The 24,838-nt window shown below is 65.2% G+C and carries 24 protein-coding genes; 11 read left to right on the plus strand and 13 right to left on the minus strand.

Features of this window, described 5'->3' with window-relative positions; genetic code table 11:
* Positions 1-36: 36 nt before the first annotated feature.
* The 6 genes from tolB to P0X85_RS04245 all read right to left on the minus strand — a co-directional run bounded on the left by tolB (position 37) and on the right by P0X85_RS04245 (position 5,078).
* Positions 37-1,365: a Tol-Pal system beta propeller repeat protein TolB gene (gene tolB, locus P0X85_RS04220; protein ID WP_420851788.1), complete on the minus strand. Its 1,329-nt coding sequence runs from the start codon at positions 1,363-1,365 to the stop codon at positions 37-39.
* Positions 1,366-1,466: 101 nt separating this feature from the next.
* Entirely contained in the window at positions 1,467-2,648 is a 1,182-nt protein-coding gene (locus P0X85_RS04225) for a cell envelope biogenesis protein TolA (protein WP_275808963.1), read from the minus strand.
* Positions 2,649-2,669: 21 nt separating this feature from the next.
* Entirely contained in the window at positions 2,670-3,152 is a 483-nt protein-coding gene (locus P0X85_RS04230; protein ID WP_275808966.1) for an ExbD/TolR family protein, read from the minus strand.
* A 3-nt stretch (positions 3,153-3,155) separates the two neighbouring features.
* On the minus strand, positions 3,156-3,851 hold the full coding sequence (tolQ, locus tag P0X85_RS04235) for a protein TolQ (RefSeq protein WP_275808969.1): 696 nt from the start codon (positions 3,849-3,851) through the stop codon (positions 3,156-3,158).
* Positions 3,852-3,968: 117 nt separating this feature from the next.
* On the minus strand, positions 3,969-4,370 hold the full coding sequence (ybgC, locus tag P0X85_RS04240; protein WP_275808972.1) for a tol-pal system-associated acyl-CoA thioesterase: 402 nt from the start codon (positions 4,368-4,370) through the stop codon (positions 3,969-3,971).
* Between the two features lie 66 nt (positions 4,371-4,436).
* Entirely contained in the window at positions 4,437-5,078 is a 642-nt protein-coding gene (locus P0X85_RS04245; RefSeq protein ID WP_275808975.1) for a hypothetical protein, read from the minus strand.
* A gap of 265 nt (positions 5,079-5,343) precedes the next feature.
* Here P0X85_RS04245 and ileS point away from each other — a divergent pair, with 265 nt between their 5' ends.
* Both ileS and P0X85_RS04255 read left to right on the plus strand, forming a co-directional pair.
* Positions 5,344-8,328 (plus strand): isoleucine--tRNA ligase, encoded by a 2,985-nt coding sequence (gene ileS, locus P0X85_RS04250; RefSeq protein WP_275808978.1) that lies wholly within the window; start codon positions 5,344-5,346, stop codon positions 8,326-8,328.
* A gap of 208 nt (positions 8,329-8,536) precedes the next feature.
* The gene (locus P0X85_RS04255) at positions 8,537-9,373 is read left to right on the plus strand and encodes a DMT family transporter (protein ID WP_275808982.1); all 837 of its coding nucleotides are present in this window, start codon (positions 8,537-8,539) and stop codon (positions 9,371-9,373) included.
* A 4-nt stretch (positions 9,374-9,377) separates the two neighbouring features.
* Here P0X85_RS04255 and P0X85_RS04260 read toward each other — a convergent pair whose 3' ends face one another.
* From P0X85_RS04260 to fsa, 4 genes are all read right to left on the minus strand, one after another.
* Positions 9,378-10,073 (minus strand): CDP-alcohol phosphatidyltransferase family protein, encoded by a 696-nt coding sequence (locus P0X85_RS04260; protein WP_275808985.1) that lies wholly within the window; start codon positions 10,071-10,073, stop codon positions 9,378-9,380.
* Positions 10,074-10,126: 53 nt separating this feature from the next.
* The gene (locus P0X85_RS04265) at positions 10,127-11,047 is read right to left on the minus strand and encodes a tyrosine recombinase XerC (RefSeq protein WP_275808988.1); all 921 of its coding nucleotides are present in this window, start codon (positions 11,045-11,047) and stop codon (positions 10,127-10,129) included.
* On the minus strand, positions 11,047-11,751 hold the full coding sequence (locus tag P0X85_RS04270) for a DUF484 family protein (protein WP_275808991.1): 705 nt from the start codon (positions 11,749-11,751) through the stop codon (positions 11,047-11,049). The genes P0X85_RS04265 and P0X85_RS04270 overlap by 1 nt, the downstream gene beginning before the upstream one ends.
* 127 nt (positions 11,752-11,878) lie before the next feature.
* Entirely contained in the window at positions 11,879-12,532 is a 654-nt protein-coding gene (gene fsa / locus P0X85_RS04275) for a fructose-6-phosphate aldolase (RefSeq protein ID WP_275808994.1), read from the minus strand.
* Positions 12,533-12,703: 171 nt separating this feature from the next.
* Here fsa and P0X85_RS04280 point away from each other — a divergent pair, with 171 nt between their 5' ends.
* Complete coding sequence (locus P0X85_RS04280) at positions 12,704-14,893, plus strand: primosomal protein N' (RefSeq protein WP_275808997.1); 2,190 nt, start codon at positions 12,704-12,706, stop codon at positions 14,891-14,893.
* On the opposite strand, the gene P0X85_RS04285 is transcribed toward P0X85_RS04280, so the two are convergent.
* Positions 14,894-15,961 carry a YeeE/YedE family protein gene (locus tag P0X85_RS04285; protein ID WP_275809000.1) on the minus strand — a complete coding sequence of 356 codons (1,068 nt, stop codon included), beginning with the start codon at positions 15,959-15,961 and terminating at the stop codon, positions 14,894-14,896.
* Positions 15,962-16,081: 120 nt separating this feature from the next.
* Between P0X85_RS04285 and P0X85_RS04290 the strand changes: the two genes are divergently transcribed.
* From P0X85_RS04290 to P0X85_RS04325, 8 genes are all read left to right on the plus strand, one after another.
* On the plus strand, positions 16,082-17,299 hold the full coding sequence (locus P0X85_RS04290) for an MFS transporter (protein WP_275809004.1): 1,218 nt from the start codon (positions 16,082-16,084) through the stop codon (positions 17,297-17,299).
* A gap of 62 nt (positions 17,300-17,361) precedes the next feature.
* A complete protein-coding gene (msrA, locus tag P0X85_RS04295; RefSeq protein ID WP_275809007.1) occupies positions 17,362-18,015 on the plus strand; it encodes a peptide-methionine (S)-S-oxide reductase MsrA in 654 nt (217 codons plus the stop codon).
* Between the two features lie 50 nt (positions 18,016-18,065).
* Positions 18,066-18,935 carry a 50S ribosomal protein L11 methyltransferase gene (locus tag P0X85_RS04300; RefSeq protein ID WP_275809010.1) on the plus strand — a complete coding sequence of 290 codons (870 nt, stop codon included), beginning with the start codon at positions 18,066-18,068 and terminating at the stop codon, positions 18,933-18,935.
* 91 nt (positions 18,936-19,026) lie between these two features.
* Positions 19,027-19,371 carry a hypothetical protein gene (locus P0X85_RS04305; RefSeq protein ID WP_275809013.1) on the plus strand — a complete coding sequence of 115 codons (345 nt, stop codon included), beginning with the start codon at positions 19,027-19,029 and terminating at the stop codon, positions 19,369-19,371.
* 155 nt (positions 19,372-19,526) lie between these two features.
* On the plus strand, positions 19,527-20,078 hold the full coding sequence (gene ruvC / locus P0X85_RS04310) for a crossover junction endodeoxyribonuclease RuvC (protein WP_275809016.1): 552 nt from the start codon (positions 19,527-19,529) through the stop codon (positions 20,076-20,078).
* Positions 20,075-20,746, plus strand: coding sequence for a Holliday junction branch migration protein RuvA (gene ruvA, locus P0X85_RS04315; RefSeq protein WP_275809018.1), 672 nt, complete (start codon positions 20,075-20,077; stop codon positions 20,744-20,746). The genes ruvC and ruvA overlap by 4 nt, the downstream gene beginning before the upstream one ends.
* A 100-nt stretch (positions 20,747-20,846) precedes the next feature.
* A complete protein-coding gene (gene ruvB, locus P0X85_RS04320; RefSeq protein ID WP_275809022.1) occupies positions 20,847-21,881 on the plus strand; it encodes a Holliday junction branch migration DNA helicase RuvB in 1,035 nt (344 codons plus the stop codon).
* Positions 21,882-21,949: 68 nt separating this feature from the next.
* Positions 21,950-22,357, plus strand: a complete 408-nt coding sequence (locus P0X85_RS04325) for a group III truncated hemoglobin (protein ID WP_275809025.1) — start codon at positions 21,950-21,952, stop codon at positions 22,355-22,357.
* Here P0X85_RS04325 and P0X85_RS04330 read toward each other — a convergent pair.
* Both P0X85_RS04330 and P0X85_RS04335 read right to left on the minus strand, forming a co-directional pair.
* The gene (locus P0X85_RS04330; RefSeq protein ID WP_275809028.1) at positions 22,354-23,370 is read right to left on the minus strand and encodes a YcjF family protein; all 1,017 of its coding nucleotides are present in this window, start codon (positions 23,368-23,370) and stop codon (positions 22,354-22,356) included. The two genes, P0X85_RS04325 and P0X85_RS04330, sit on opposite strands and share 4 nt — an antisense overlap.
* Positions 23,367-24,770, minus strand: a complete 1,404-nt coding sequence (locus P0X85_RS04335) for a YcjX family GTP-binding protein (protein ID WP_275809031.1) — start codon at positions 24,768-24,770, stop codon at positions 23,367-23,369. Before P0X85_RS04335 ends, P0X85_RS04330 begins: the two co-directional genes overlap by 4 nt.
* Positions 24,771-24,838: the final 68 nt, after the last annotated feature.

The following is a 24,838-nucleotide window of genomic DNA, read 5'->3' on the forward strand; positions in this document are numbered from 1 at the left end:
ATTAACAGGTTCGTGGCCGATTGGAAGCCGCCCACCTCAGGGCAGAAGCGGAGACCAAGCCGGGTCGGAGGCCGCGCCCCCGGTATTCACCGCCTTCAGGTTGCGGCCCGAGATATCGACCGAATAAAGTTGCGCGCCACCCGCCGCACCGGGGCTTTCGCGGGTGAACATGATCACGCGGCCATTGGGCGACCAGGTCGGGCCTTCATCGAGGAATGAAGCCGTCAGCAGCCGCTCTTCCGAGCCATCCGTGCGCATCACGCCGATATGGAAGCGGCCCGCATGCTGCTTGGTGAAGGCGATCAGGTCCCCGCGCGGCGACCAGACGGGCGTGCCGTAGCGGCCCTCACCGAAGGAGATCCGGGTCGGCTCGCCGCCCGAGGCCGACATGATGTAAAGCTGCTGCGTGCCCGAGCGGTCGCTCTCAAAGACGATCCGGCCACCATCGGGCGAATAGCTCGGCGCGGTCTCGATCGAGGGGCTGTTGGTCAGGCGTTGCGCGCCACCGCCATTGACGCCCATCTTCCACAGGTCGGTATTGCCGCCCTGCTCCATCGAGTAGACGATCGCGCCACCATCGGGCGAGAAGCGCGGCGCGAAAGTCATCGTGCCCGGCACTTCGGGGAGAAGCTGCGCGCTGACATTGCCCACGTTCAGCATCTTGATCCGCGGGAAGCCGGTCTCGAAGGTCGTGTAAAGCACCCGGTCGCCATTCGGAGAGAAGCGCGGGGCCAGCACGATGGTCGAGCTGTCGGTGAGGTATTGGATATTCGCGCCGTCGTAATCCATGATCGCAAGCCGCTTCTGGCGCGCGTTCTTGGGGCCTGATTCCGAGACATAGACCACACGGCTGTCGAAATAACCGCTCTCGCCGGTAATCCGGCTGTAGATCACATCTGCCACCTTATGCGCGAGCCGACGCCAGCTGCCGACCGAGGCCGCAAGCTGCTGACCGTCGCCGAGCTGCTGACCCGAATAGACGTCGAAGAGGCGGAACTTCACCACCACCTTGTCGCCCTGCATCGCAACCGCGCCGACAATCAGCGCCTGCGCGTTGATCGCGGTCCAGTCGGAATAGGACACGGGCGTGTCGAACGCGCCAAAACGCTGGATATGGGCGTCTTGCGGGATCTCGCGGAAAAGGCCGGTGCCGCTCAGGTCCGCGCCGATCACGCGGGTAATATCGGCAGCCATGCCGCCCGCATCACCCGTTTCGGCGATGAAGCCGGGCAGCGCGTAGGGCAAGGGCTCGATCACACCGTCGGTGATCTCGATCCGCAGCGGGCCGTTCTGGGCGAAACTCGCCACCGGAGCCAGGATCAGGGCCGCAAGGGCCGCCATCAGCACACGCATCATCATTCGCATTCCCTTCATGGGCGTTTTGCACTTGTAACGGATTTCAGGCCGCCCGCGCATCACAAGCGCCGGAGCAGTCGCGGTAATTTGCCGATCGGACATGTCGCGGGTCATCGCATCCTCATCTTCTCGGGGTTGAAGACGATCTCGATCTCGCGCCAGTGATCGAATTTCTCGCCGGGCAGCGGGAACCCATCCGAGCCGCAGCGCACAATGGCGCGGCGCCCGGCCTCATAGGCCTGACGCGCAGCGGCATCCGACCCGCCCTCAGAACCCAAAAGCCGGATCGAGCCGATATCGGGGGTGCCATCGGGGCGCATCGTCACGCCGACCGTCACGGTGGTGCGCAGGGCCTCGGAGGAGAGCGCGCCGACGTTCCAGCAGCGTTTAACATCGACGATCAGCGCGTCCTTCTCGCCGCTGGTGAGCGGCGGGCCAGAGGGCGCGCGGCCCGACCCACCCGTGCCGGTGCCACCTTCGGCCGCCAGCGCCTCGGCGAGCGCATCCGCCACCGCGTCGCGCGTCTGCGCGGGCTGCGTCGCGGCAGGGGCCGCAGGTTTCGGCTCTGCCGGTGCAGGTGCCGGGCGAGAGGGCTTCGTGCGCGGTTTGGGCGAGGAAAGCGGCGCAGAGGTTTTCGCGACCTCCTCGGTCTCGGTCGCCTCGGTCACAATCTCGGTCGTCGCCTCGGGAGGCGCGGCCTCTTGGGTCGGCTCTTTGATGATCGGCTCGGCCTCGTCGCTTTCTTCGGGACGGGTCTCGGCCTGCGCAAGGTCAGAGACCTGCGCATCCGGCTCGGGCGCTTCGGCGGGCGTCGGCGCGACGCGTGGCGCAGGCTTCGGCACCGGGCGCGGGCTGAACTCGGGCGCGATCGTGTCCTGCGGGATCTCGACCGGCGGCATCATCTCGGGCGGAACCTCGACGACCTCGGCGGGCTCCGGCGGGGTCGTCAGATCGGTCATGTCGGGCTGCGGCTCGGGCACCGGGTCGGGCTCTGGCAAAGGCTCTGGCTCCGGCTCGGGCGTGACGACCGCCTCAGGCTCGGGCGCTTCGGCGGTGACCGGTTCGGCGCTTGGCGCTTCGGGCTGGGTGACTTCGGTCTCGGCAGGCGCGGGCGCCGCCGCCATCATCGCGGCGAACTCCGCCTCGGAGATCACCGAGACCTCGCTAATGGCAATCGGATCGGAGGGCGTGGGCTTGAACCACTGGCCACCCAGCAAAACCCAGCCGATCACCCCCAGATGGAGTGCGGCGGAAATGCCAGTGCCAATCTTGTCTGCCCGATCCATGCGCATGATCCGCGCCTAACCCTTCGGTTACTGTTCGCCCGCAGGCTTGCCCGACAGCGTCGGCCCGCCCGCATCGGTGACCAGCGTAATATTGGCGAAGCCACCCGCATTGAGCGCGCCCATCACCTCGACCACGCGCGCATATTCGATGCCGCCATCCGCCCGCAGGAAGACCTTGTCGCTCTCACGCTCCTGCGCGACGGCCTGAAGCCGCCCGACCAATTCTTCCATCGGCACGGGGCTGTTCATCATCGACACCGTCCCGTCGAGTTGCAGCGACACCGTCAGCGGCTCTTCCTGCTCGGTCGGCACCGCCTTGGCCGCCGTTTTGGGGAGTTCAAGCGGCACGCCTACGGTCATCATCGGAGCGGCCACCATGAAGATGATGAGCAGCACCAGCATGACGTCCACCATCGGCGTCACGTTGATTTCGGCCATGGCCTGGTGGCGCGCGCCGCGCCCCCGGCGCCGCCGTCCGCCGCTCGCCTTTTTCATCACACCGCCGCCCATGGCTCAGGAGTCCAGCTGGCGCGACAGGATGGTCGAGAACTCGTCCGCAAAGGCCGAATAGCCACCCGCGATCTTGTCCGCATCGGCGGAGAGCTTGTTGTAGAAGATCACCGCCGGGATGGCCGCGAGAAGACCGAGCGCCGTTGCCACCAGCGCCTCGGAGATACCGGGCGCCACAACCGCAAGCGAGGTGTTCTGCGAAATCGCGATTTCCTCAAAGGCGACCTTGATCCCCCAGACCGTGCCGAACAGGCCGACGAAAGGCGCGGTCGAACCGACCGTCGCCAGGAAGGAAAGGCCCGCGTTCAGGTGCTCTTCGGCCTTGGCGATAGCCACGTCCATGGACCGCTCGATCCGGGCCTGCGCGCCCGCGATCAGCTCACCGTCCTGCCGGTGGCTGCGCCGCCATTCAAGCATCCCCGCCGCGAAAATCTGCTGGCTCGCACCATCCGGCGCGGGGCCGATCTGATCGAACAGCTCATCGAGCGGCTCGCCCGACCAAAAGGCACGGTCGAAATGCTCCGCCTCCGTGCGCGCCGCACGGAAGGTCAGGAATTTGCGGATGATGATGGACCATGACCAGAAGCTGGACAGGATCAGCAAGATCACCACGAGTTTTACGGTAAGGGAGGCGCGCGCAAAAAGCGCGAGCAAGGAGAAATCCATCTCCTGCGCCATCGCAAGGGCTTCTGTTTCCATAGATCACTGCTCGCCGGTTGGGCCACGTTTTCGCGGCTCTGATTAGCAGTAATTCTAACGCAGGTTCAGGGGGAAAGCCATAACAACTGCGTCATTCCGAGGGGGGAATTGTTACAGTCAATGCACCGCCGGCACGAGTTTGCGCCGGATATCGGCAGGAAGCCGCGCAACCGTGCCCTCAAGTGTCATGCAGACCAGCACAACCATCGCCGCAAAGAGCTTTTCCTCGCCCCGCCAGACCGCCTGTTCAAGCGTGATCCGAGCGCCGGTTTCGCTCACCAATTCGGTGGTCACGCGCAGCATATCATCAAACCTGGCAGAGCGCAGGTAATCCGCCTCGACCCGGCGCACAGCAAAGACGATGTTGTGATCGTCGCGCAAAGCCGTCTGATCGACACCCAGATCGCGGATCCACTCACTCCGGCCCCGCTCGATGAATTTCAGATAGTTGGCGTAGTAGACGATGCCCGCAAGATCGGTATCTTCGTAATAGACACGGATCGGGAATTCGTGGGGCATGGGATGCTCCTTCGGGTCTGCGGCACCTGCGCGCCCTGCATAACCGCTTGACCGAACAATGACAATTCAGTCCGGCGCGGTCAGACGTGCAGCAAGTCGCAGCGCGTGGCTCGGGTCCTTGGCGACCGCCGGAAGCACCCGATCATAGGCCGCCGCGATCACCGCAGCGATCTCGGGACGCAGAACGGTCACGCCCTTGGCCTGCGCCAGCGGCGAGGTCTCGGCAAAGGCCTGATCGGACCACAGAAGGATCAGCTGCACCGCCTGTTGCAGCGCGATGGTCTCGGCGGGCACCTCGTCGAGCGCCGCATCCATCCGCACGAAGGCAAAACACGCCCGGATCGCGCCGTCTTTGTCAAAACGGAACACGCGATATTGGTTCGCCCCCGCATCGTCGAGCCGCACCACGAGGTCCTGAAGACCGTCGATCATCTGATCGAGGTTCGGCACCTCCAGAAGCTCCTGCCAGTCGCGGAAGAAGAACACCATGACATTGGCGCCCAATTCCGGGTCGGTCTCTGCCATCTGATGCCCGGCCAGCACGACAACCGCCTCGATCGCGCCCTTCACCGTCGCCAGCGTGGGCGCATCCACCCCGAAGATCACCGGAACGATCGGTCGCCCCCAGCGCGCAAAGAGATACTCGCCCCCGGATCGGGTGAACAGCGCCTCGACCTGTTCGGGCGTGAGCATCGCGGGATCGGACATATCGGGCCTCCGGTCGGATTCAGTCTGCGCCCCGAGCCTATGCGAGATGGGAGACGGTTGAAAGGCCCCCTCCGCGGCCCGTTTCCCCGCTTGCCGCCCCCTGCCCCCGCGCCTATAAGGCGGGCATGACTCATGTTGATCACAGCCTGCGAATTACCGGCCCGGCGCTCTGACGCGTCAGGGTAGCCGGGGATGCTGTGAACGGGTCGCACATACTGCGACCGATCCGGGGCGACGCCCCACCCTTTCCAAGGACCATCACGCCATGTGTGCCGACACGCCTGAAAACTCTGCCGATTACCGCAATACCGTCTTCCTGCCCGAGACCGATTTCCCGATGCGCGCGGGCCTGCCCGACCGCGAGCCGGAATGGCTCGCGCATTGGGCGAAGATCGGCATCTACGACCGCCTGCGCGACAAGGCCAAGGATGGCAGCCGCAAGCCCTTTACGCTGCATGACGGCCCTCCCTATGCCAACGGCCACCTGCATATCGGCCACGCGCTGAACAAGACGATCAAGGACTTCATCACGCGCTCGCACCAGATGATGGGCTTTGACGCGCGCTACGTTCCGGGCTGGGACTGCCACGGCCTGCCGATCGAATGGAAGATCGAAGAGCAATACCGCGCCAAGGGTCTCGATAAGGACGCCGTGGACACGGTCGCCTTCCGTCAGGAATGCCGCAAATTCGCCGAAGGCTGGGTTGATATCCAGCGCGAGGAATTCAAGCGCCTCGGCGTCTATGGTAACTGGGACGATCCCTACTTGACCATGAATTTCCACGCCGAGCGCGTGATCGCCGAGGAATTCATGAAGTTCCTGATGAACGGCTCGCTCTATCAGGGCTCGAAGCCCGTGATGTGGTCGCCGGTCGAGAAAACCGCGTTGGCCGAAGCCGAGGTCGAGTATCACGACCATACGAGCCATCAGATCTGGGTGCGCTTCAAGGTGCGGCGCGGCGGCAATGCCGTAATGCCGGTCGAGGATGCAGTCGAATATGACGGCGCGGATCAGGCGCTGCTCGCCGACCAGCTTCACGCCGCGAGCGTCGTGATCTGGACCACGACGCCTTGGACCATCCCGCAAAACCGCGCGGTCGCGTTCAGCCCGTCCATCGAATACGGCCTTTACGAGGTCACCGAAGCCCCCGAAGGCTCGACCGCCGTTGCTGGCGAATACCTCGTGCTCGCCGACAAGCTGGCGGGTGGCGTGCTGACTTCGGCCAAGCTCGAGGACAGCATGTATCGCCGTGTGCGCACGGTGAGCGCGCAAGAACTTGAAGGGCTGACCCTCTCGCACCCCTATGCGGGCGTCGAGAACGGCGCGGGCGAGTGGGACTTTGACGTCCCCTGCCTGCCGGGCGACCACGTGACCGACGATGCGGGGACGGGCTTTGTCCACACCGCACCCAGCCACGGCGACGACGACTATCAGCTTGGCCTGAAATTCGGCCTTCCGATGACCTACAATGTCGAGCCGGACGGCAGCTACCGTGCCGACCTGCCGCTCTTTGGCGGTCAGCACATCATCCTGCCCGATGGCAAGGAAGGCCCGGCCAACGTCTCGAACATCAAGCAACTCGCATGGGCGGGCGCGCTTCTGGCCAAGGGCAAGATGAAGCACTCCTATCCGCATTCGTGGCGCTCCAAGGCCCCGGTGATCTATCGCAACACGCCGCAATGGTTCGCCGCCATCGACGCCAAACTCGATGACGGGATGGGCGCCTACGGCGACACGATCCGCGCCCGCGCGCTCACCTCGATCAAGGAACTGGTGAAGTTCACCCCAGAGACCGGCAAGAACCGCCTGTTCTCGATGATCGAGAACCGCCCCGACTGGGTGCTCTCGCGCCAACGCGCCTGGGGCGTGCCGCTGACCTGCTTCACCAAACGCGGTGCGAAGCCCACCGACCCGGACTTCCTGCTCAAGGACCCCGAGGTCAACGCTCGCATCACCGCCGCCTTCGAAGAGGCCGGTGCCGATGTCTGGTATGAAGAGGGCTTCAAGGAGAAAGTGCTCGCCAATTCCGTGAACCCCGAAGACTACGATCAGGTCTTCGACGTGCTCGACGTGTGGTTCGACTCTGGCTCGACCCATGCCTTCGTGCTGCGCGACCGCGAGGACGGAACGGCGGACGGCATCGCCGATGTCTATCTCGAAGGCACTGACCAACACCGTGGCTGGTTCCACTCCTCGATGCTGCAAGCCTGCGCGACCAAGGGCCGCGCGCCCTATCGCAACGTGGTGACGCATGGCTTCACCCTCGACGAGAAGGGCATGAAGATGTCCAAGTCGATCGGCAACACCATCGCCCCCGAGGACGTCATCAAGGAATATGGCGCGGACATCCTGCGTCTCTGGGTGGCGCAGACCGATTACACCAACGACCAGCGGATCGGGCCGAAAATTCTCAAGGGCACGGCGGACAGCTACCGGCGCCTGCGCAACACGCTGCGCTTCATGCTTGGCAACCTGCATGGCTTCACCGAGGCCGAGCGCCTCGATCTGGCCGAGATGCCGGAGCTGGAGCAATGGGTGCTGCACCGCCTCGCGGCGCTCGATCATCAGGTCCGCAAAGGCTATGCCGCCTTCGACTTCCAGGGTGTGTTCCAGGCGCTGTTCAACTTCTGCACGGTGGACCTCTCGGCGCTCTATTTCGACATCCGCAAGGATGCGCTCTATTGCGACGCCGCAGACAGCACGCGCCGCCGCGCGACCCGCACGGTGCTGGACCTGCTGTTCCATCGCCTGACCACGTGGCTCGCGCCGCTCCTGCCCTTCACCATGGAGGACGTGTGGCTCTCACGCTTCCCCGGCGAGGACAGCTCGGTCCACCTGCAAGACTTCCCGGCAACGCCCGCAGACTGGCTCAATGAGCCGCTGGCCGAGAAATGGGACGGCATCCGCCGGGCGCGCCGCACCGTGACCGCCGCGCTGGAAATCCAGCGCAGCGAAAAGGTGATCGGCGCGTCGCTCGAAGCAGCGCCGGTGATCCATGTCGAGGACGCCGCAATCCTCGCCGCGCTCAAATCGGTGCCCTTCGCTGACCTGTGCATTACCTCGGACCTGCAGCTGACCGCGGACCCCGCCCCGAACGAGGCCTTCCGCCTGCCCGAAGTGCCGGGCGTCGCGGTCGTGTTCGAACGCGCGGAAGGCGAGAAATGCGAGCGCTGCTGGAAAATCCTGCCAGATGTCGGCAGCCACAAGCACCCGGGAACCTGCAAACGCTGCAACGATGCGCTGAGCTAAGATGAAGAAGGTGGGCGCTGCCCCCCTCTTTACTTCGTAAATTCACCCCCCGGGATATTTCCGGCGATTGGAAGCCAAAGCACCTTGCGTCCAATCGCGTCAAATATCCCGGGGGAGTCTGCCGCAGGCAGGCGGGGGCAGAGCCCCCTTGCCCCGCTCCACCGCCTCGGATAGCGCTTAGGGGTTCAATCCTGACAGGGGTCCCGCGATGAGCGTCACCGTCCTGCTGGCGGTGCTGGCCGCGGCGTTCTTACATGCGCTCTGGAATGCGCTGATCCGTCTGGGCGGGTCGAAGATCCGCGCAATGGTGATGCTTTCGCTGGCCGAGGCGGGCGTCGGCGTGGCGGTCGTCGTGACGCGCCCGATGCCGATCCCCGAGGCCTGGCCATGGATCATCGGGGCGGGTTTCGTGCATTTCGCCTACAAGTTCTTTCTGGCCCACGCCTATGAGCAAGGCGACCTGAGCCGCGTCTATCCCATCGCACGCGGCGCGGCGCCGATGATGGTCGCCATCGTCTCGGCGCTGTTCGCGCTCGATCACATCGAACCCTCCGGCTATGCGGGCATCGCGGTTTTGGGTCTCGGGATTCTGTTGATGGCGCGGGGCGTCTTCACCGATGGCGAGAGCCGCCGCCTGCTGCCCTTCGCGCTTGGATCGGCCGTGGCGACCGCGACCTATACGATTGTGGACGGGATGGGCGCGCGGGTCGCGGGCGATGCGCCCGGCTATGTCGGTTGGCTGATGATTGGCGGGGGCTTGGGCTTTGCGCTCTTGATGATCGCGCAGCGGGGCACGCGGTATCTGATTTCGCCGCCCCGCGATTGGGGTTTGGCGGTCTTGGGGGCGGGGGCGTCTTATGGCGCTTATGCGATCTCGATCTGGGCGATGACGGTCGCACCGATTGCGCTTGTCGCGGTGCTGCGCGAGACCTCGATCCTGTTTGCAGTGCTGATCGGATGGCTGGTGTTCCGCGAGCGGATGACCCGGCACAAGGCGCTCGCGGCCGGTCTCATCGTGTGCGGCGTGGTCCTGACCCGGCTGTAGCGCCTCAGGCGGCTTTCTCGGGGACGATCTGCTGCACGATCCCGACCAGGAGCAAGTAGATCGAGGTCACCATCAGACCCCAATGCGCCCAGCTTTCCGGGTGGAAATCGACCCAGGCCGCCCAGCCCGCGAATACAGTCCAGGCAAGCGCCACCGGCAGGCTGACCGCGCGCCAGCGCAGCGTCCGGGTCGGGTGGATGAACTTGAGCGGGAAGAACATCGCAACCGCCAGCGCCAGCACCACGCCGAGCGTCACCCAATAGCCCGGCTCGAGCGCGAACAGCACCAGCACCACCATGTTCCAACAGGCCGGGAAGCCCGAGAACGAGTTGTCCTTGGTCTTCATCCGCGTATCCGAGAAATAGATCACGCTGGCATAGGTGATCGCGATGATCGCAAGCCACCCGGTCCAGCCCGGCAGCAGGCCGGATTCGAAGAGCGCGAAGGCCGGGATGAAAACATAGGTGAGGTAATCGACGATCAGGTCCATCAGGACGCCGTCATAGATCGGGAAGTTCGTCTTGACGGCGTAGCGCCGCGCCAGCGGACCGTCGATCCCATCGACGAAAAGCGCCACCACCAGCCAGAGGAACATGATGCTCCAGTTCTCATCGACCGCGGCCAGCATGGCCAGCATCGAAAGCACCGCGCCCGTCGCAGTCAGCAGGTGAACCAGAAGGGCTTTGAAGCGAATATCCATGGGCATCTGATGCCTTAAAAGCCAGTGGGGTTCAAGGCGAAGCCGCCCCTGCGTCATGCGCGCGGATGGGCGTCGCGGTAAACCTCCATCAGGCGGGCCTGATCGACGGCGGTATAGATTTGCGTGGTGGCAAGGCTCGCGTGCCCCAGCAGTTCCTGAATGGCGCGCAGATCACCTCCGGCAGCCAGAAGATGCGTCGCGAAGCTGTGGCGCATCGCGTGGGGCGTGGCGCTGGCGGGCAAGCCGAGCGATAGTCGCGCCTGTTCCATTGCGCGAGAGATCAGACGCGGATTGAGGGCGCCACCGCGCTTGCCGCGAAACAGCGGCAGACCCGGCTCGGGCGGATAGGGGCACAGCCGGACATAGTCCGCGACGGCATCGCGGGCCGCGGGGAGCACGGGCACAAGCCGCTCCTTGTCGCCTTTGCCACGAATGCGCAGCACCTCGGGCAACGGGTGGCTCTCACCCAGAAGACCCAACGCCTCGGAGATCCGCAAACCGCAGCCATAGAGCAGCGTCACCACGGCGGCGTCGCGCGCGGCGATCCACGGCTCCATCGCCTGGGTATCGACCTGTTCGATCATCGCCTGCGCGGCATCCACGGCCAACGGGCGCGGCAACTTGCGCTGGAACTTGGGCGCGCGGGCCGCGAGCACATGGGTCGCATCGAACCCTTCGCGATCCGCCAGCCAGCGAATGAAATTCTTGACCGATGACAGCGCCCGCGCGAGCGAGCGCGCCGAAAGGCCCCGGCCCCGCTCATGCGCCATCCAGGCGCGCATGTCGGATTGGGTGACTTGCGACAGGCGAGAAACCCCGAGGCTCTCGCCATGGTGGCCATGCAGAAAGCCAAGGAACTCAGCAACGTCCGTCTGATAGGCCTTGAGCGTGTTTTCGGAGGCACCATCCAGCGCGCGCAGGTGATCGAGCCAGCGCGCCAGAAGGTCTCCCGCGCCTGCCGAAAACCCCGCCATCAGCTTAGCCAGCGGCGCATCGCACGTTCGAACACGCCTGCGAAGAAGCCCAGAAGATCGGTCCCCTGCGAGGGCTTGAACTGATGCGGGTCCTCGGCGCCCATCACCAAGAGGCCGGGCAGACGGCCCTCGCCCAGATCGAGCCGCATCAGCGCCTCTGAACGGATCCAGGTCGCGGCCTCGCCGTAGATCGCTTCGGATTGCGGCATGGTCTGGCGCAAGATCACCGAGCGCGGCTGCGCCGAGCGCCCAGCGCGCATGTATTCGTTGATGAAACCGGGTTCGGCCACACAAAGCACGTCGCCCAGATGCCGCAGCGCCGGGTCACTTTCCGAATGCAGGCTTTCGAGCACCAGCCGCACGGAATCGACACGCAGGATCTCGGAGACCTCGGTGCCGAGATTGCGCAGGAAGCCTTCGAAATCGGTGGGGTCGAGCATCTTGAGCACGGCGCGGTGCACCTGATTGGTGCCTGCGAGGTTCTCGTAGGCCGCCGCGATCACCGAACGGTGCGTGTCTTCCAGACGGTCGAGCCGCGCTTCGAGACGCTCCATCGCGACGCCGCGCAGATCGACGATATTCGATCCCATCGCGCGTTCATTTGCAGCAATCAGCGCCCGCATCAGGTCGCGGTCTTCGAGAATGACTTCGGGATCGGAAATGATTTTCTCGCGCAGGGTCTCTGCGAGTGCGGTTTCGGTCATGCCTGTCTCTTCGCCCGGATCGGTTTTCATTTTTTGGCACCCTCGCACAAATCAGCGGCAAAATCAGCCCAAACTTGCTCGCGATATGAAAAGGCCCGCCAGTGTGGCGGGCCGATCATGGTCTGGCTCAGACGATCTTTTGCCCGGTCTTGGCCCAGTCCTTGAGGAACTGCTCGAGGCCCTTGTCGGTCAGCACATGGTTCGCCATCGCCTTGATCACGGCGGGCGGCGCCGTGATCACGTCGGCGCCGATGCGGGCAACATCGGTGATGTGGTTCACCGAACGGATCGAAGCCGCGAGGATCTCGGTGCGGAAATCGTAATTGTCATAGATCGTGCGAATGTCCTCGATCAGTTGCACGCCATCGAGGTTGATATCGTCGAGACGACCGATGAAGGGCGAGATAAAGGTCGCGCCCGCCTTGGCGGCGAGGATCGCTTGCGCCGCCGAGAAGCAGAGCGTGACATTGACCATGTGGCCTTCGGATGCGAAAGCCTTACAGGCGGTCAGGCCATCCCAGGTGAGCGGAACCTTGATCGCGATATTGGGGGCGATCTTGGCGAGCTTCAGACCTTCTTCGATCATGGCTTTGGATTCGGTGGCCACGACCTCGGCCGAGACCGGACCCTCGACCATGTCGCAGATTTCCTTGGTTACTTCGAGAATGTCGCGGCCCGATTTCAGGATCAGCGACGGGTTCGTGGTCACGCCATCGACCATGCCCAGATCGTTGAGTTCCTTGATCGCGGCAACATCGGCGGTATCGACGAAAAATTTCATGGAGGGTCTCCGTTTCGGCAACTGCGCGCCTGATAGCGCAAACCCGCCCGATTGCCCAGAGCGGAATCGGCATGTGCGCGGGCGAGCCGAACGGGGGGCTGCCTGCACCCCGCGCCCCTGCGGCACTGCTCCCCGAGAGTATTTCGGGTTTGATGAAAAAGGACTTGCGCGATGAATGGGCCAAGCTGGTTCGAGGCGGGCGCGCGCCTTGCCGTGCTGACCGCCGAGCCGATCGGGCGACCGCTCGATTACCTCGCGCCCGAGGGTGGGTGTTTCACAGGCGCCTTCGTCGAGGTGCCGCTCGGTCCGCGCAAGGTGATGGGCGTTGTCTGGGGTCCGGGCGACGGGCGCTTCGATGCGGCCAAGCTGCGCCCCGTCATCCGGGTGCTCGATGTCGCCCCGATGCGCGACGAGTTGCGCGAATTCCTGATCCGGATGGGCGCCTACACGATGACCTCGCTGCCCGCGATGCTGCGGCTGGCGACCCGCACGCCGGGGCTGTTCGATGCGCCGGGCATGCGCAAGGTCTATCGGCTGGGGGACCGCCTGCCCGAGCGGATGACCGAGGCGCGCGAGAAGGTTCTCGGCGTGCTGCACGATCATGGTGGCGCGGGATTCTACCTCAATGAACTGGCGCAGCTGGCGGGCGTGACGCCGCAGGTGGTGAAGGGGCTTGCGCAGGCCGGCGCGATCATCGAGGCGGAGGTGCCGCGCGATGCGCCCTACCCGCGCCTTGACCCAACCCTGCCGGGCAAGGCGCTCTCAGACGATCAGGAAACGGGCGCCAAGGCCTTGCGCGCGGGGGCCGGGCGATACGGGACCTATCTGCTCAAGGGTGTGACCGGATCGGGCAAGACCGAGGTCTATCTCGAGGCGGTCGCGGAATGTCTGCGGCAGGGACGGCAGGCGTTGGTCCTGTTGCCGGAAATCGCGCTGACGAGTGAATTCCTGACGCGGGTCGAGGCGCGCTTTGGCGCACGCCCCGGCGAGTGGCATTCGGGCGCCACCCAAAGCGAGCGGCGGCGGCTGTGGAAAATGTGCGGCGAGGGCGGCGTGCAGCTTGTCGTCGGTGCGCGCTCGGCGCTGTTCCTGCCCTTCCGCGACCTTGGACTGATCGTCGTCGATGAAGAACACGACACCTCCTACAAGCAGGAAGAGGGCGCGCTTTACTCGGCGCGGGATATGGCGGTGCTGCGCGCCTCGCTCTGCGGGGCGCAGGTGGTGCTGGCCTCGGCCACGCCCAGCCTTGAAAGCTGGGTGAATGCCGAGCAGGGCAAATATACCCGCGTCGATCTGAAGTCACGCTTCGGGGCGAGCGAGTTGCCCGAGATGGCGGCAATCGACATGCGCAAGGAGCGGATCGAGGCGGCACATTGGATCTCGCCCCGGCTGGTCGGAGAGGTGCTTCAGCGCATCCGCAATGGCGAGCAGGCGATGCTCTTCCTGAACCGGCGTGGCTATGCGCCGGTCACGATCTGCCGTGCCTGCGGGCATCAGATCGGCTGCGATCACTGTGACGCGCGGATGGTCGAGCACCGTTTCCTGAAGCGCCTCGTCTGCCACCAATGCGGCGAGACCAAACCGATCCCGACCGAATGCCCGTCCTGCAAGGCCGAGGGTCGGCTCGCCCCCGTTGGTCCGGGGGTCGAGCGGCTCGCCGAGGAGGTGGCCGAGCGCTTCCCCGATGCGCGGCTGGCGGTTCTGTCCTCGGATCTCTTCGGGTCCGCCCGCGCGTTGAAGGATGCGATCGGCACGATTGCCGAGGGCGGTGCGGACATCATTATCGGCACGCAGATCGTCGCCAAGGGGCATAACTTTCCCAAGCTGACGCTGGTCGGGGTGATCGACGCCGATCTCGGGCTGCAAGGCTCTGACTTGCGCGCGGCGGAGCGGACGTTTCAACTTATGCGGCAGGTGGCAGGCCGCGCGGGCCGGGCCGAGAAGCCGGGCGTCGCGCTGTTGCAGACCTATCAGCCCGAACACCCCGTGATCCGCGCGATCCTTGGCGGCGACGAGGAGGCGTTCTGGCGCGAGGAGGCAGAGGCCCGGCGTGCGCAGGGCGTGCCGCCTTATGGTCGGATGGCAGGGATCATCCTGTCAGGGCCCGAGGTCGAACCGCTGTTTCAGATCGGGTCAGAACTGGCCCGGCGTGCAGAGCCGCTCACTCGGATCGGCGCGCAGCTTTTCGGCCCGGCGCCGGCCCCCATCGCGCGGGTGCGCGGGCGGCACCGGGTGCGGATGCTGGTCAAGGCCGACAAAACCGCGCCCCTGCAAGCGGCGCTCAAGGCATGGGTGCGGCAGGTAAAGCTGCCCAATGCGGTGCGGCTTCAGATCGACATCGACCCGCAGAGTTTCCTCTGATCAGCAGGCGGCGGCTGGCGACAGGTTACGTTGATCCAGCAGGTAATCGGTCGTCATCGCGCCGATCCACATGCAGAAAAGCGCCAGCCACGCGGTCGCGGCAAAGACCGACCCGCCCGTGACGCCCGCGCCAATCGCGCAGCCACCCGCCAGCATCGCCCCAAAGCCCATGAGCACGGCCCCGATCATCGAGCGTCGCATGACCGGCACGCTGTCAAACGCCTGCCACGCGAATTCACGGGCGAGCAGCGAGGACAGGAACGCCCCGATCACCACGCCGGGAACCAGCCCCACGTCGAACTCCAACACCGCATTGCGGTCGAGGAAGAACATCAGCGTGTTTGCGGACGGCCCCGAGAAGGTCGCCGAAGTGACCGGCACCGGCTCGAACGCAACCTGTGCGAGCGACCAGGTCAGCACCCAGCCGACGGCCACCGAAAAGCCAACCCCCGAGGCAAAGATCAAAACCTTCGGCCCGATCCGGTTCTTGCGCGCCAACACCAGCGCGAGCACCGCCACGGCGACGCCGAAGGCAAGGCCAAACCATTCAGGCAGCCGAAGCATCGTCAGCAGCGAGACATTCTCACCGCCCGGCGTGACCCACAGCCCCGCCAGCGTGTCGCGGTAAGGGGCGAGGATGCCCTTGAGGCTCATTTGCGCGGTCACCGCAAAGATCAGGCCAGACACGACCGAGCGCAGGTTTCCCGTCGAGGCCAGCACCAGAAGCCGCCCCGAGCAGCCGCGCGACAGCACCATGCCCGCGCCGAACATCAGCCCGCCGATGATCGCACCCGACCAGCTTCCGGGCACCGACATGATCCGGCTGTCCACGCCCCGGAACAGGCCAAGCATCTGCGCGCCCTGAACCCAGACGACTGCGGTCGAAAACGTCAGAAGCCACACCGCCACCTTGCTGCCCATCCGGCCACGGGCGAATTCGACCGTCGCTGCGCGCAGGCAGAAATTCGACCGCTGCGCCGCGACGCCAAAGACGATTCCGGTGATAAGGCCGAACAGCGCCGCCGTGGGGCCTTCGCCAATGCTTTCGATGATTTCGACAATATCCATGGAGCAATCCCCCCGCGCGTGTCTCCCTGACGCAGAGTCTATGCCATTTTCCGAATATGTTCCGCCTTGATCTAAGTCAGGACGCTTGATGCCGCCTGCGGGGCGGCGTATCGGGCATGAATGACCTTGCGCGAAATTTCCATGGCCGAAGCGCGGGCACTGCCACGCTGGCGGCGCCCCGAAACGCTGCTTTACCTGATGGCGGCGGCGATGCCGATTGCCTTTGCCACATGGTCGGCGCTTCTGAACAATTTTGTCATTGAAGCAGCGGGGTTTACCGGGCGCGAGATCGGCTGGCTCCACAGCCTGCGCGAGGTGCCGGGCTTTCTGGCGATCGGCGTGATCGTGCTGCTTTGGGTGCTGCGCGAACAGGTGCTCGCGCTCTCGGCGCTGATGCTTCTGGGGGCCGCCACCGCGGTCACGGCGCTCTTCCCAAGTTTTTCCGGCCTGATGCTGGTCACGCTCTTTTCCTCGATCGGGTTCCATTATTTCGAGACGGTGAATCAGTCCCTACAACTGCAATGGATCGAGAAATCCCGTGCCCCCGAAGTGCTGGGCCGGATCGTGGCGGTCGGCTCGGGGGCGGCCTTGGTCGCCTATGGACTTCTTGTTGTGACGTGGAAGAGCTTCGATCTGAGCTACGGCTTCGTCTACGGCGTCGCCGGCGGGACGACGGTCGTGATGGCGGTCGCAGCGATGCTGCTCTATCCGCAATTTCGCGCGGATGAGCCGCAGCTCAAGACCTTCGTGCTGCGCCGCCGCTACTGGCTCTATTACGCGCTGCAAATGATGGCAGGCGCCCGGCGCCAGATCTTCACCGTCTTTGCCGCCTTCATGATGGTCGAGAAATACGGGTTCGAAGTGCATGAGGTGACCGCGCTGTTTCTCGTGAACTTCCTCGCCAACATGGTCTTCGCGCCCTTCATGGGGCGGATGGTCGGCCGCTTTGGCGAACGGGCGGCGTTGGTCTTCGAATATGCGGGGCTTGCCACGGTCTTTGCACTCTATGGCGGGCTGTATCTGTTCGATTGGCCGGTCTGGGTGGCGGCAACGCTTTACGTGGTCGATCACATCTTCTTCGCGCTGGCCTTCGCCATGAAGACCTATTTCCAAAAGATCGCAGACCCGGGCGACATCGCCCCCACCGCCGCCGTGGCCTTCACCATCAACCACATCGCGGCGGTCTTTCTGCCGGCGCTGCTGGGCTATCTTTGGGTCCAGTCGCCGACATGGGTCTTCGTGCTTGCCGCCGGGATGGCGCTGGTGTCACTTATGCTCGCGACCCTGATCCCGCGCCACCCCGAGAAGGGGCTTGAGACGATCCTGATCGGGCGCTGAACCGCTGGACAATCGCGACGGCGCCCCTATCTCATGGGCGAGACCCGACAGGAGCGCCCGCGATGTTCTTCAAACCCGCCACTCTGCCCTCTGCCGCCGACGCCCTGCCCGGGCGCGACACCGAAATGCCGCTGACCGAGCCGCATTTCCTGTCTGGCCGCGACCTGCGCGCGCCCGTCCCAACGGGCATGGAAGAGGCGATGTTCGGCATGGGCTGCTTCTGGGGCGTCGAGCGGATCTTCTGGAAGCTGCCTGGCGTCTGGCTGACCATGGTCGGCTATGCGGGCGGGCATACCCCCAACCCGACTTACAAAGAGGTCTGCACCGGCATGACCGGCCACAACGAGGTCGTGCGTGTGATCTACGACCCTGCCGTCATCAGCTACGACGCGCTCCTGCGGACCTTCTGGGAGAACCACGACCCGACTCAGGGCATGCGGCAGGGCAATGACCGGGGCACGCAGTATCGCTCGGGCATCTACACCTATAGCCCCGCGCAGGCCGAAGCGGCGCAGGCCAGCCGCACGGCGTTTGCGCCCAAGCTGCAAGCGGCGGGCTATGGGGCGATCACCACCGAGATCCTGCCAGCGCCCGCCTTCTACTACGCCGAGGATTATCACCAGCAATACCTCGCCAAGAACCCGAACGGTTATTGCGGCATTGGCGGGACCGGCGTGAGTTGTCCGATCGGCACCGGAACCCCGGCTGCGGGTTGACCTGCGGGGCGGAACAGGCCAAAGCGGGCCAAGCCCATAAGGAGCCCGCCATGACCACCTTCACCGCTTTCACCACGCTGTCCGACCGCGATCAGGCCGAGGCCCTCTCGGAACGCGTCGAGGATCTCGACCCCGCGCCCTATGGCGTTGGCGTCTTCGAGATCGAGGATGGGTCGGAACGCTGGGAAGTCGGCGCCTATTTCCTTGAACACCCCGATGAGGTCACGCTCGCCCTGCTCGCGGCAGCGCATGGGGCCGCGCCCTTCGCCGTCTCGGAATTGCCCGATCAGGACTGGGTCGCCCATGTGCGCCGCGAACTCGCCCCGGTCGAGGCCGGGCGCTTCTTCGTCTATGGCAGCCATGACGCCGACAAGGTCCCCGCCGACTGCATCCCGCTGCGCATCGACGCGGCGATGGCGTTCGGCACCGGCCATCACGGCACCACGCTCGGCTGCCTCAAGGCGCTCGACGACCTCGAGCGCGGCGGTCTGCGTGCAACCAATGTGATCGACGTGGGCTGCGGGACGGCGGTGCTCGCCATGGCGGCAGCGAAACTCTGGCCCGAAGTCGTGCTGGCCTCGGATATCGACCCGATCGCTGTCGAGACCGCAGAGGCGAATGTCGAAACGAACGATCTCAAGGACAAAGTGCTCTGCATCGAGGCCGCGGGCTTTGAGCATCCGCACCTTAAGGCCGTCGCGCCCTACGACCTTATTTTTGCGAATATTCTCAAGGGCCCGCTGATCACTCTGGCACCTGACATGGCGAAATACTGCGCCGAATCGGGGCATCTGATCCTGTCCGGAATCCTCCACGAACAAGCCGATGAGGTGATTTCCGCCTATGAATCCCACGATTTCCGTCTCATTTCGCGAAACGAGCACGCGGAATGGACGACATTGGTGATGCAGAAGGCCTAATCTGCCAAATTTTACGCACATTCATCTCGCGCTGTGGTTTAATATTTCTTAACGAGTGGCTGTACGTCATTTTGAGTAAAGGTGGAGTGTCATGGATCGCGGATTGAGAGATTTCGAGAGCCGGCTGGGTCGCATCGAAAAGATCCACGAGGCTGGCGGTGCGTTCGAGGCGAACGGCGCGCTGGGCCGTAGCTACTTTGACTCCGTCCGCCCGCGTCCTGCGCGACACATCCCGTGGCGCGGTCTCGCGCTGGTGCTGTCTGGCGTCATTCTCCTGAAGGCAACCCTGCTCGGTCAAATCGGCGCAGAGGCCTATGGTGAGCGGGTCAACTCGCTCGCCGCTGGCAATATCGGCGAAAAGACCCTCGGTTGGATCCTCGAAGCCGGTCCCCTGACCCAGAAGCTCGCAGGCTTCATCCAGTCCGTTCTGTACTGAGCGGCACGCCCTGCCAAGAATTCAGACGCCGTGCGCAGCGCCCTGCGCGCGGCGTTTTCATGTCCGGCCCGGCGCACTGCCAATCTTAAGACTGGCCGATGTTCACTTTTCGTGCTAATTCTTGCGAAAGAGAACAGATGGGGCGCAGGGGCAAGATGCGGGTAATCGGAATCGACCCGGGGCTGAGGAATCTCGGCTGGGGTGTGATTGAGGCAGAGGGCACGCGCCTGCGCCATATCGCAAATGGCACGATCCACTCGGAAGGCAGCGATCTGGCCGCCCGCCTGGTCACCTTGCATGACGGGCTCCGCGCGGTGATCGAGGCGCACACACCCGATACGGCCGCCGTTGAACAGACCTTCGTCAACAAGGATGCGGTAGCAACGCTCAAGCTTGGACAGGCGCGCGGCATCGCCCTTCTGGTCCCTGCGCAGGCGGGTCTGAGCGTTGGGGAATACGCGCCCAATGCCGTCAAAAAGACCGTGGTCGGCGTCGGCCATGCGGACAAGGTTCAGGTGCAGCATATGGTCCGCCATCAACTGCCCGGCGTGCAGTTCGACAGCCCCGACGCTGCCGACGCGCTTGCCATCGCCATTTGCCATGCGTTCCACTCGCAAAGCGCCGCCCGCCTGAATGCGGCGCAGCTTGGCCGCTCCGCACTCGAGGTCACTGCCGGTCAGGCCCGTATCCGGAGGGCACGCGCATGATCGGACGGATCGCCGGCATCATCCTGCACCGTGCCATGGACCACGTGCTGATCGACGTGCGCGGCGTGGGCTATGTCGTCCATGTCAGCCCGCGCACCGCGCAATCGCTCCCGCCGGTGGGCGAGGCCTGCGCGCTCTATACGGACCTCCTCGTGCGCGAGGACCTGCTGCAACTCTTCGGTTTCCCGACCCTGCTCGAAAAGGAATGGCACCGGCTTTTGACCTCGGTCCAAGGTATCGGCGCCAAGGCCTCGCTTGCGATCCTCGGCACGCTCGGCCCCGAAGGCGTCGGCCGCGCCATCGCACTTGGCGACGCGGGCGCGATCAAATCGGCCCCCGGGGTCGGCCCGAAACTCGCCCAGCGCGTGGTGTTGGAACTCAAGGATAAGGCGCCCACCGTCATGGCGCTCGGTGCCGATCTTTCCGTCGATACCGCGCCAGGCGATGATGTGATCGAGGCTCCGGTCGCCAAGCCCCGCAAAGCCGCAGCTCCCGCCGCACAGCCCAAGACCAATTTCACCGCCGAGGCGCTCTCGGCCCTCACCAATCTTGGCTATTCGCCCGCCGATGCCGCCGCCGCCGTGGCCCGTGCCTCCGACGACCCAGACGCAACCGACACGGCCAAACTGATCCGCATCGCGCTGCGCGCGCTCGCTCCCAAGGACTGATGCTGTCATCAAACGCGAAATCCTCCGGGAGGCTGCGGCAGGCAGTGGGGGCGACGCCCTCTGCTTGCGCCGGGTCCCTCGCTCAGCGTAACACTCAACCATGACCACGGAACCCGATCCTACGCTCCGCCCCGACCGCCTCCCCGAGGATGCGGACCGCGCCCTGCGCCCGCAGGCGCTCGAAGAGTTCGTGGGACAGGCCGAAGCGCGCGCCAACCTGCGTGTCTTCATCGAAAGCGCCAAGCTGCGCGGGCAAGCGATGGACCACACTCTGTTCCACGGCCCGCCGGGCTTGGGCAAAACCACGCTCGCGCAGATCATGGCGCGCGAGCTGGGCGTGAACTTCAAAATGACCTCCGGCCCGGTCCTGGCCAAAGCGGGCGACCTCGCCGCGATCCTGACCAATCTCGAAGCGCGCGACGTGCTGTTCATCGACGAAATCCACCGCCTCAATCCCGCCGTCGAAGAGGTGCTTTATCCCGCGATGGAGGATTTCGAGCTTGACCTCGTGATCGGGGAAGGCCCCGCCGCGCGCACCGTCCGGATCGAGCTGCAACCCTTCACGCTGGTCGGTGCCACGACCCGGCTCGGACTCTTGACCACGCCGCTCCGCGACCGATTTGGCATCCCGACGCGGCTGCAATTCTACACCGAGGACGAGTTGGACAGCATCGTCTCACGCGGCGCGCGGCTGCTTGGCATCCCCGCCGATCCGGCTGGCACGCGCGAGATCGCGCGCCGTGCGCGCGGCACTCCGCGCATCGCCGGGCGGCTCCTGCGGCGCGTCGTCGATTTCGCGCTGGTCGAGGGCGACGGCCGCCTGACGCAGGCCATCGCGGACCGCGCACTGACGCGGCTGGGTGTGGACAAGCTCGGCCTCGACGGGGCGGACCGGCGCTACATGATGCTCATGGCCGAGCATTACGGCGGCGGGCCGGTCGGCGTCGAAACGCTCTCTGCCGCACTTTCGGAAAGCCGCGACGCCATCGAAGAGGTGATCGAACCCTACCTGCTGCAACAAGGCCTTGTGAGCAGGACACCACGCGGACGGATGCTGGCGCCGCGCGCGTGGAAGCATCTCGGCCTTAACGCGCCGCGCCCGGCGCAACCGGGCGACCTGTTCGGCGACGGCTGAGCCTGCGGCAACCCGCGCCTTGCGCCGGACCGGTCGCCGACCTATCTGCTGGGCCAAAGGAGACCTGCATGTCCGCCCTGCCGCCCCGCTTCGAGATTTCCGCCGAAGAGATCGACCGCGTCGTTGCGCGCTTCTACGCGCGGGTGCGTGCGCATCACATGCTCGGCCCGATCTTTGCCACCCATGTCACCGACTGGCCGGAACACGAGGCCAAGATCGCGCGTTTCTGGAAGGGCGCGATCCTGCATGAGCCGGGCTATGAGGGGTCCCCGATGATGGCGCATCGCCGTGCTGGCAATGTGGGCGCGGCGCATTTCCCGATCTGGCTTGGCCTCTTCGATGACACGCTGCGCCAAACGCTCGACCCGCTCGCGGCGGCGGGCTGGTCGGCGCTGGCGCATCGGATCGGGCAAGGCCTGCGGATGGGGGTCGAAGATGTCGGCCGCCCCACGGGCGAGGTGCCCAGCCTGCGTTAATCGCCCTCGGCTGGGGTCGGTTTCTTACGGTCGAACAGCCCGGTCAGAGAGCGACTGACGAGGTTCGTCACGCGCGGCTTGGGCAGCGCTTGAAACGGCATCGGGCGGCAGACCTCGATCGCGGCGATGCCCACGCGCGCGGTGAGGGCGCCGTTCACTACCCCCTCGCCGAAACGGCGCGAAAGCTTGGATAGGATACCACCGCCCGCCATCGTCTCGATCAGGTCATCGCCAGCAGCCACCGCGCCGGTCGCCACCAGATGCGTCATGACCGTGCGCGCGAGGCGCAACGAGCCGAATGATCCCGCACGCCCGCCATAGATTTCGGCGATGCGCCGGATCATCCGCAGGTTCGCCGTCAGCGCCGCGAACACATCCGCAAGCGCCAGCGGAACCAGTGCCGTGACCGTCGCGACCGTGCGCGACGCGGCCTCGACCTCAAGGCGTGCGGCCGCATCGAGCGGCGTCATCAGTTCCGTTTCGGCCAGATGCAACAGCGTCGGGGTGTCGAGTTGTTCATCCGCCCGCTCGGCCAACCGCGCGCGCGACCAGTCCATGTCCCGCCGCGCGGCATAGAGCCCCGACAGATGCGCAACGACCTTGCGCGCGCGCGACAGATCATCCGCCTTGCCCGCGTCGAGCACTTCCTTATGCACCTTGTCGAGCCGCCTCAGCCGGGCAAAGGCCGTCAATTCTCGCAGCGCCATCAGACTTGCCGCCACAAGGAAGGCGACAAAGAGGGCCATACCAACCCAGCCAAGGATGGGGTTCGCGGCAAAGAGACCTTCGACGAAACGCCATGCCGCGACCGAGGCCAGAAACCCGACCAACGCCACAAGCGCGCGCCAGAAAAACCGCGTGAGCGCGGAACTGCGCCGCGCGGCAAGCCGGGTGGCGATCTGCATCGCGCGGCCTTCAAGGGGCTGATCGACGGCGGGAAGATCGGTGACCGGCGGAGCCTCTGCGGGCGAGGCCGGGGCCTCGTCCAACTCGATCAGAACGGGTTTCTTCATAGCTTGTCCCCGATGAGAAATTCGGCGGCCTTGTCGAGCCGGATATGCGGCGGCCCTTCACCCGGGCGCAAGGTGATCGGCGCCGGGGCAAAGGCCATGATGTCGAAATCCGCATCCAGCCAATGCTGTGCCCCACCCCGCGCAGGCGCAAGAAGTTGTGCCGGATCAGAGGGCAGATCGCCCGGATAAAGCGCCGCGTTGCGCCCGTCCATAAGCCGACCGCGCACCGCCGGAAGCTCGCCTCCGTCATGGCTGACCATTTCCTCGGTCGTGGCGCGCAAAGCCGCAATCGAAAGCGCCAGTGTCTCGGCCCCTGCGAAATCCGCGCGGTCCTTGGCCTCGCGCAGAAGGGCTCCGGTGATGGCGGTCAGGCGGGCATGCTGCATGTGGTGCAGATGGTCGGCCTTGGTTGCAGCGAAGAGGATTTTCTCGACGCGCCGCGCGCCCAGAAGCGAGGCAAGAAACCCTGCCGTTCCGGGGCGGAAAGCCTGAAGGATGCCGGCCATCGACTGCCGCAGGTCTTCGAGCGCGGCAGGCCCGGCATGAATCGCGCCGAGCACATCGACCAGCACGATCTGCCGGTCGATCCGCGCGAAGTGATCGCGGAAGAAGGGCTTCACCACCTGCGCTTTATAGGCGTCATAACGGCGCTCCATCTCGCGGGCGAGCGAGCCGCGCGGGGCCTCGCCCTTGGGCAGGGGTGCGAAGGTCAGAACCGGAGAACCCGCCAGATCGCCCGGCAGCAGGAAGCGCCCCGGTGAGCAATCCGAATACCCCGCCTCGCGCGCGGCATTCAGATGCGTGGTGAACACCTCTGCCAGACGCTTGGCGGTGGGTTCGTCGAGCTTGGCGCTCGCGTCTGTCTCGGCCAGCAGCGCGAGATAATCCGCGCCACCCGGACGGGCACTCATCCGCCCGAGAACGCCCTCGGACCATTGCGCATAACTCTTGTCCATGAGCCCCAGATCGAGCAGCCACTCGCCCGGGTAATCCACGATGTCGAGATGGATCGTGCGAGGCCCCCTCAACCCGCCCAAAAGGCCAGAGGGCTGCACCCGGAAGGACAGGCGCAGTTCGGAGACCGTGCGGGTACCCTCAGGCCAATGCGGCGTAGGGCCGGTCAGCGCGGCGAGGTGATCCTCATAGGCAAAGCGCGCAACGGTATCGTCGGGCTGCGGCTGAAGGAAAGCGGCCGTGATATCGCCCCCGCGCGTCAGCCCGGGCATCCGGCCACGGTCCAGCAGGTTGGCGACCAGCGAGGTGATGAACACCGTCTTGCCCGCACGCGAGAGGCCAGTGACACCTAGCCGAATGACCGGCTCGAACAGCGCCTCGGAGACCGATGCGCCGATCCCCTCGATCCCGCGGCTCAGCCCATCGGCAATATCGGAAATCCCCACGCTCTTCGCCTCACTCTGACACACTGCGTTCAACATAAGCATCCGCCCGGTGACTTGGTAGGGGCCGA

The sequence above is a fragment of the Pseudothioclava nitratireducens genome (genome assembly GCF_029210495.1).
Taxonomy (GTDB): Bacteria; Pseudomonadota; Alphaproteobacteria; order Rhodobacterales; family Rhodobacteraceae; genus Pseudothioclava; species Pseudothioclava nitratireducens.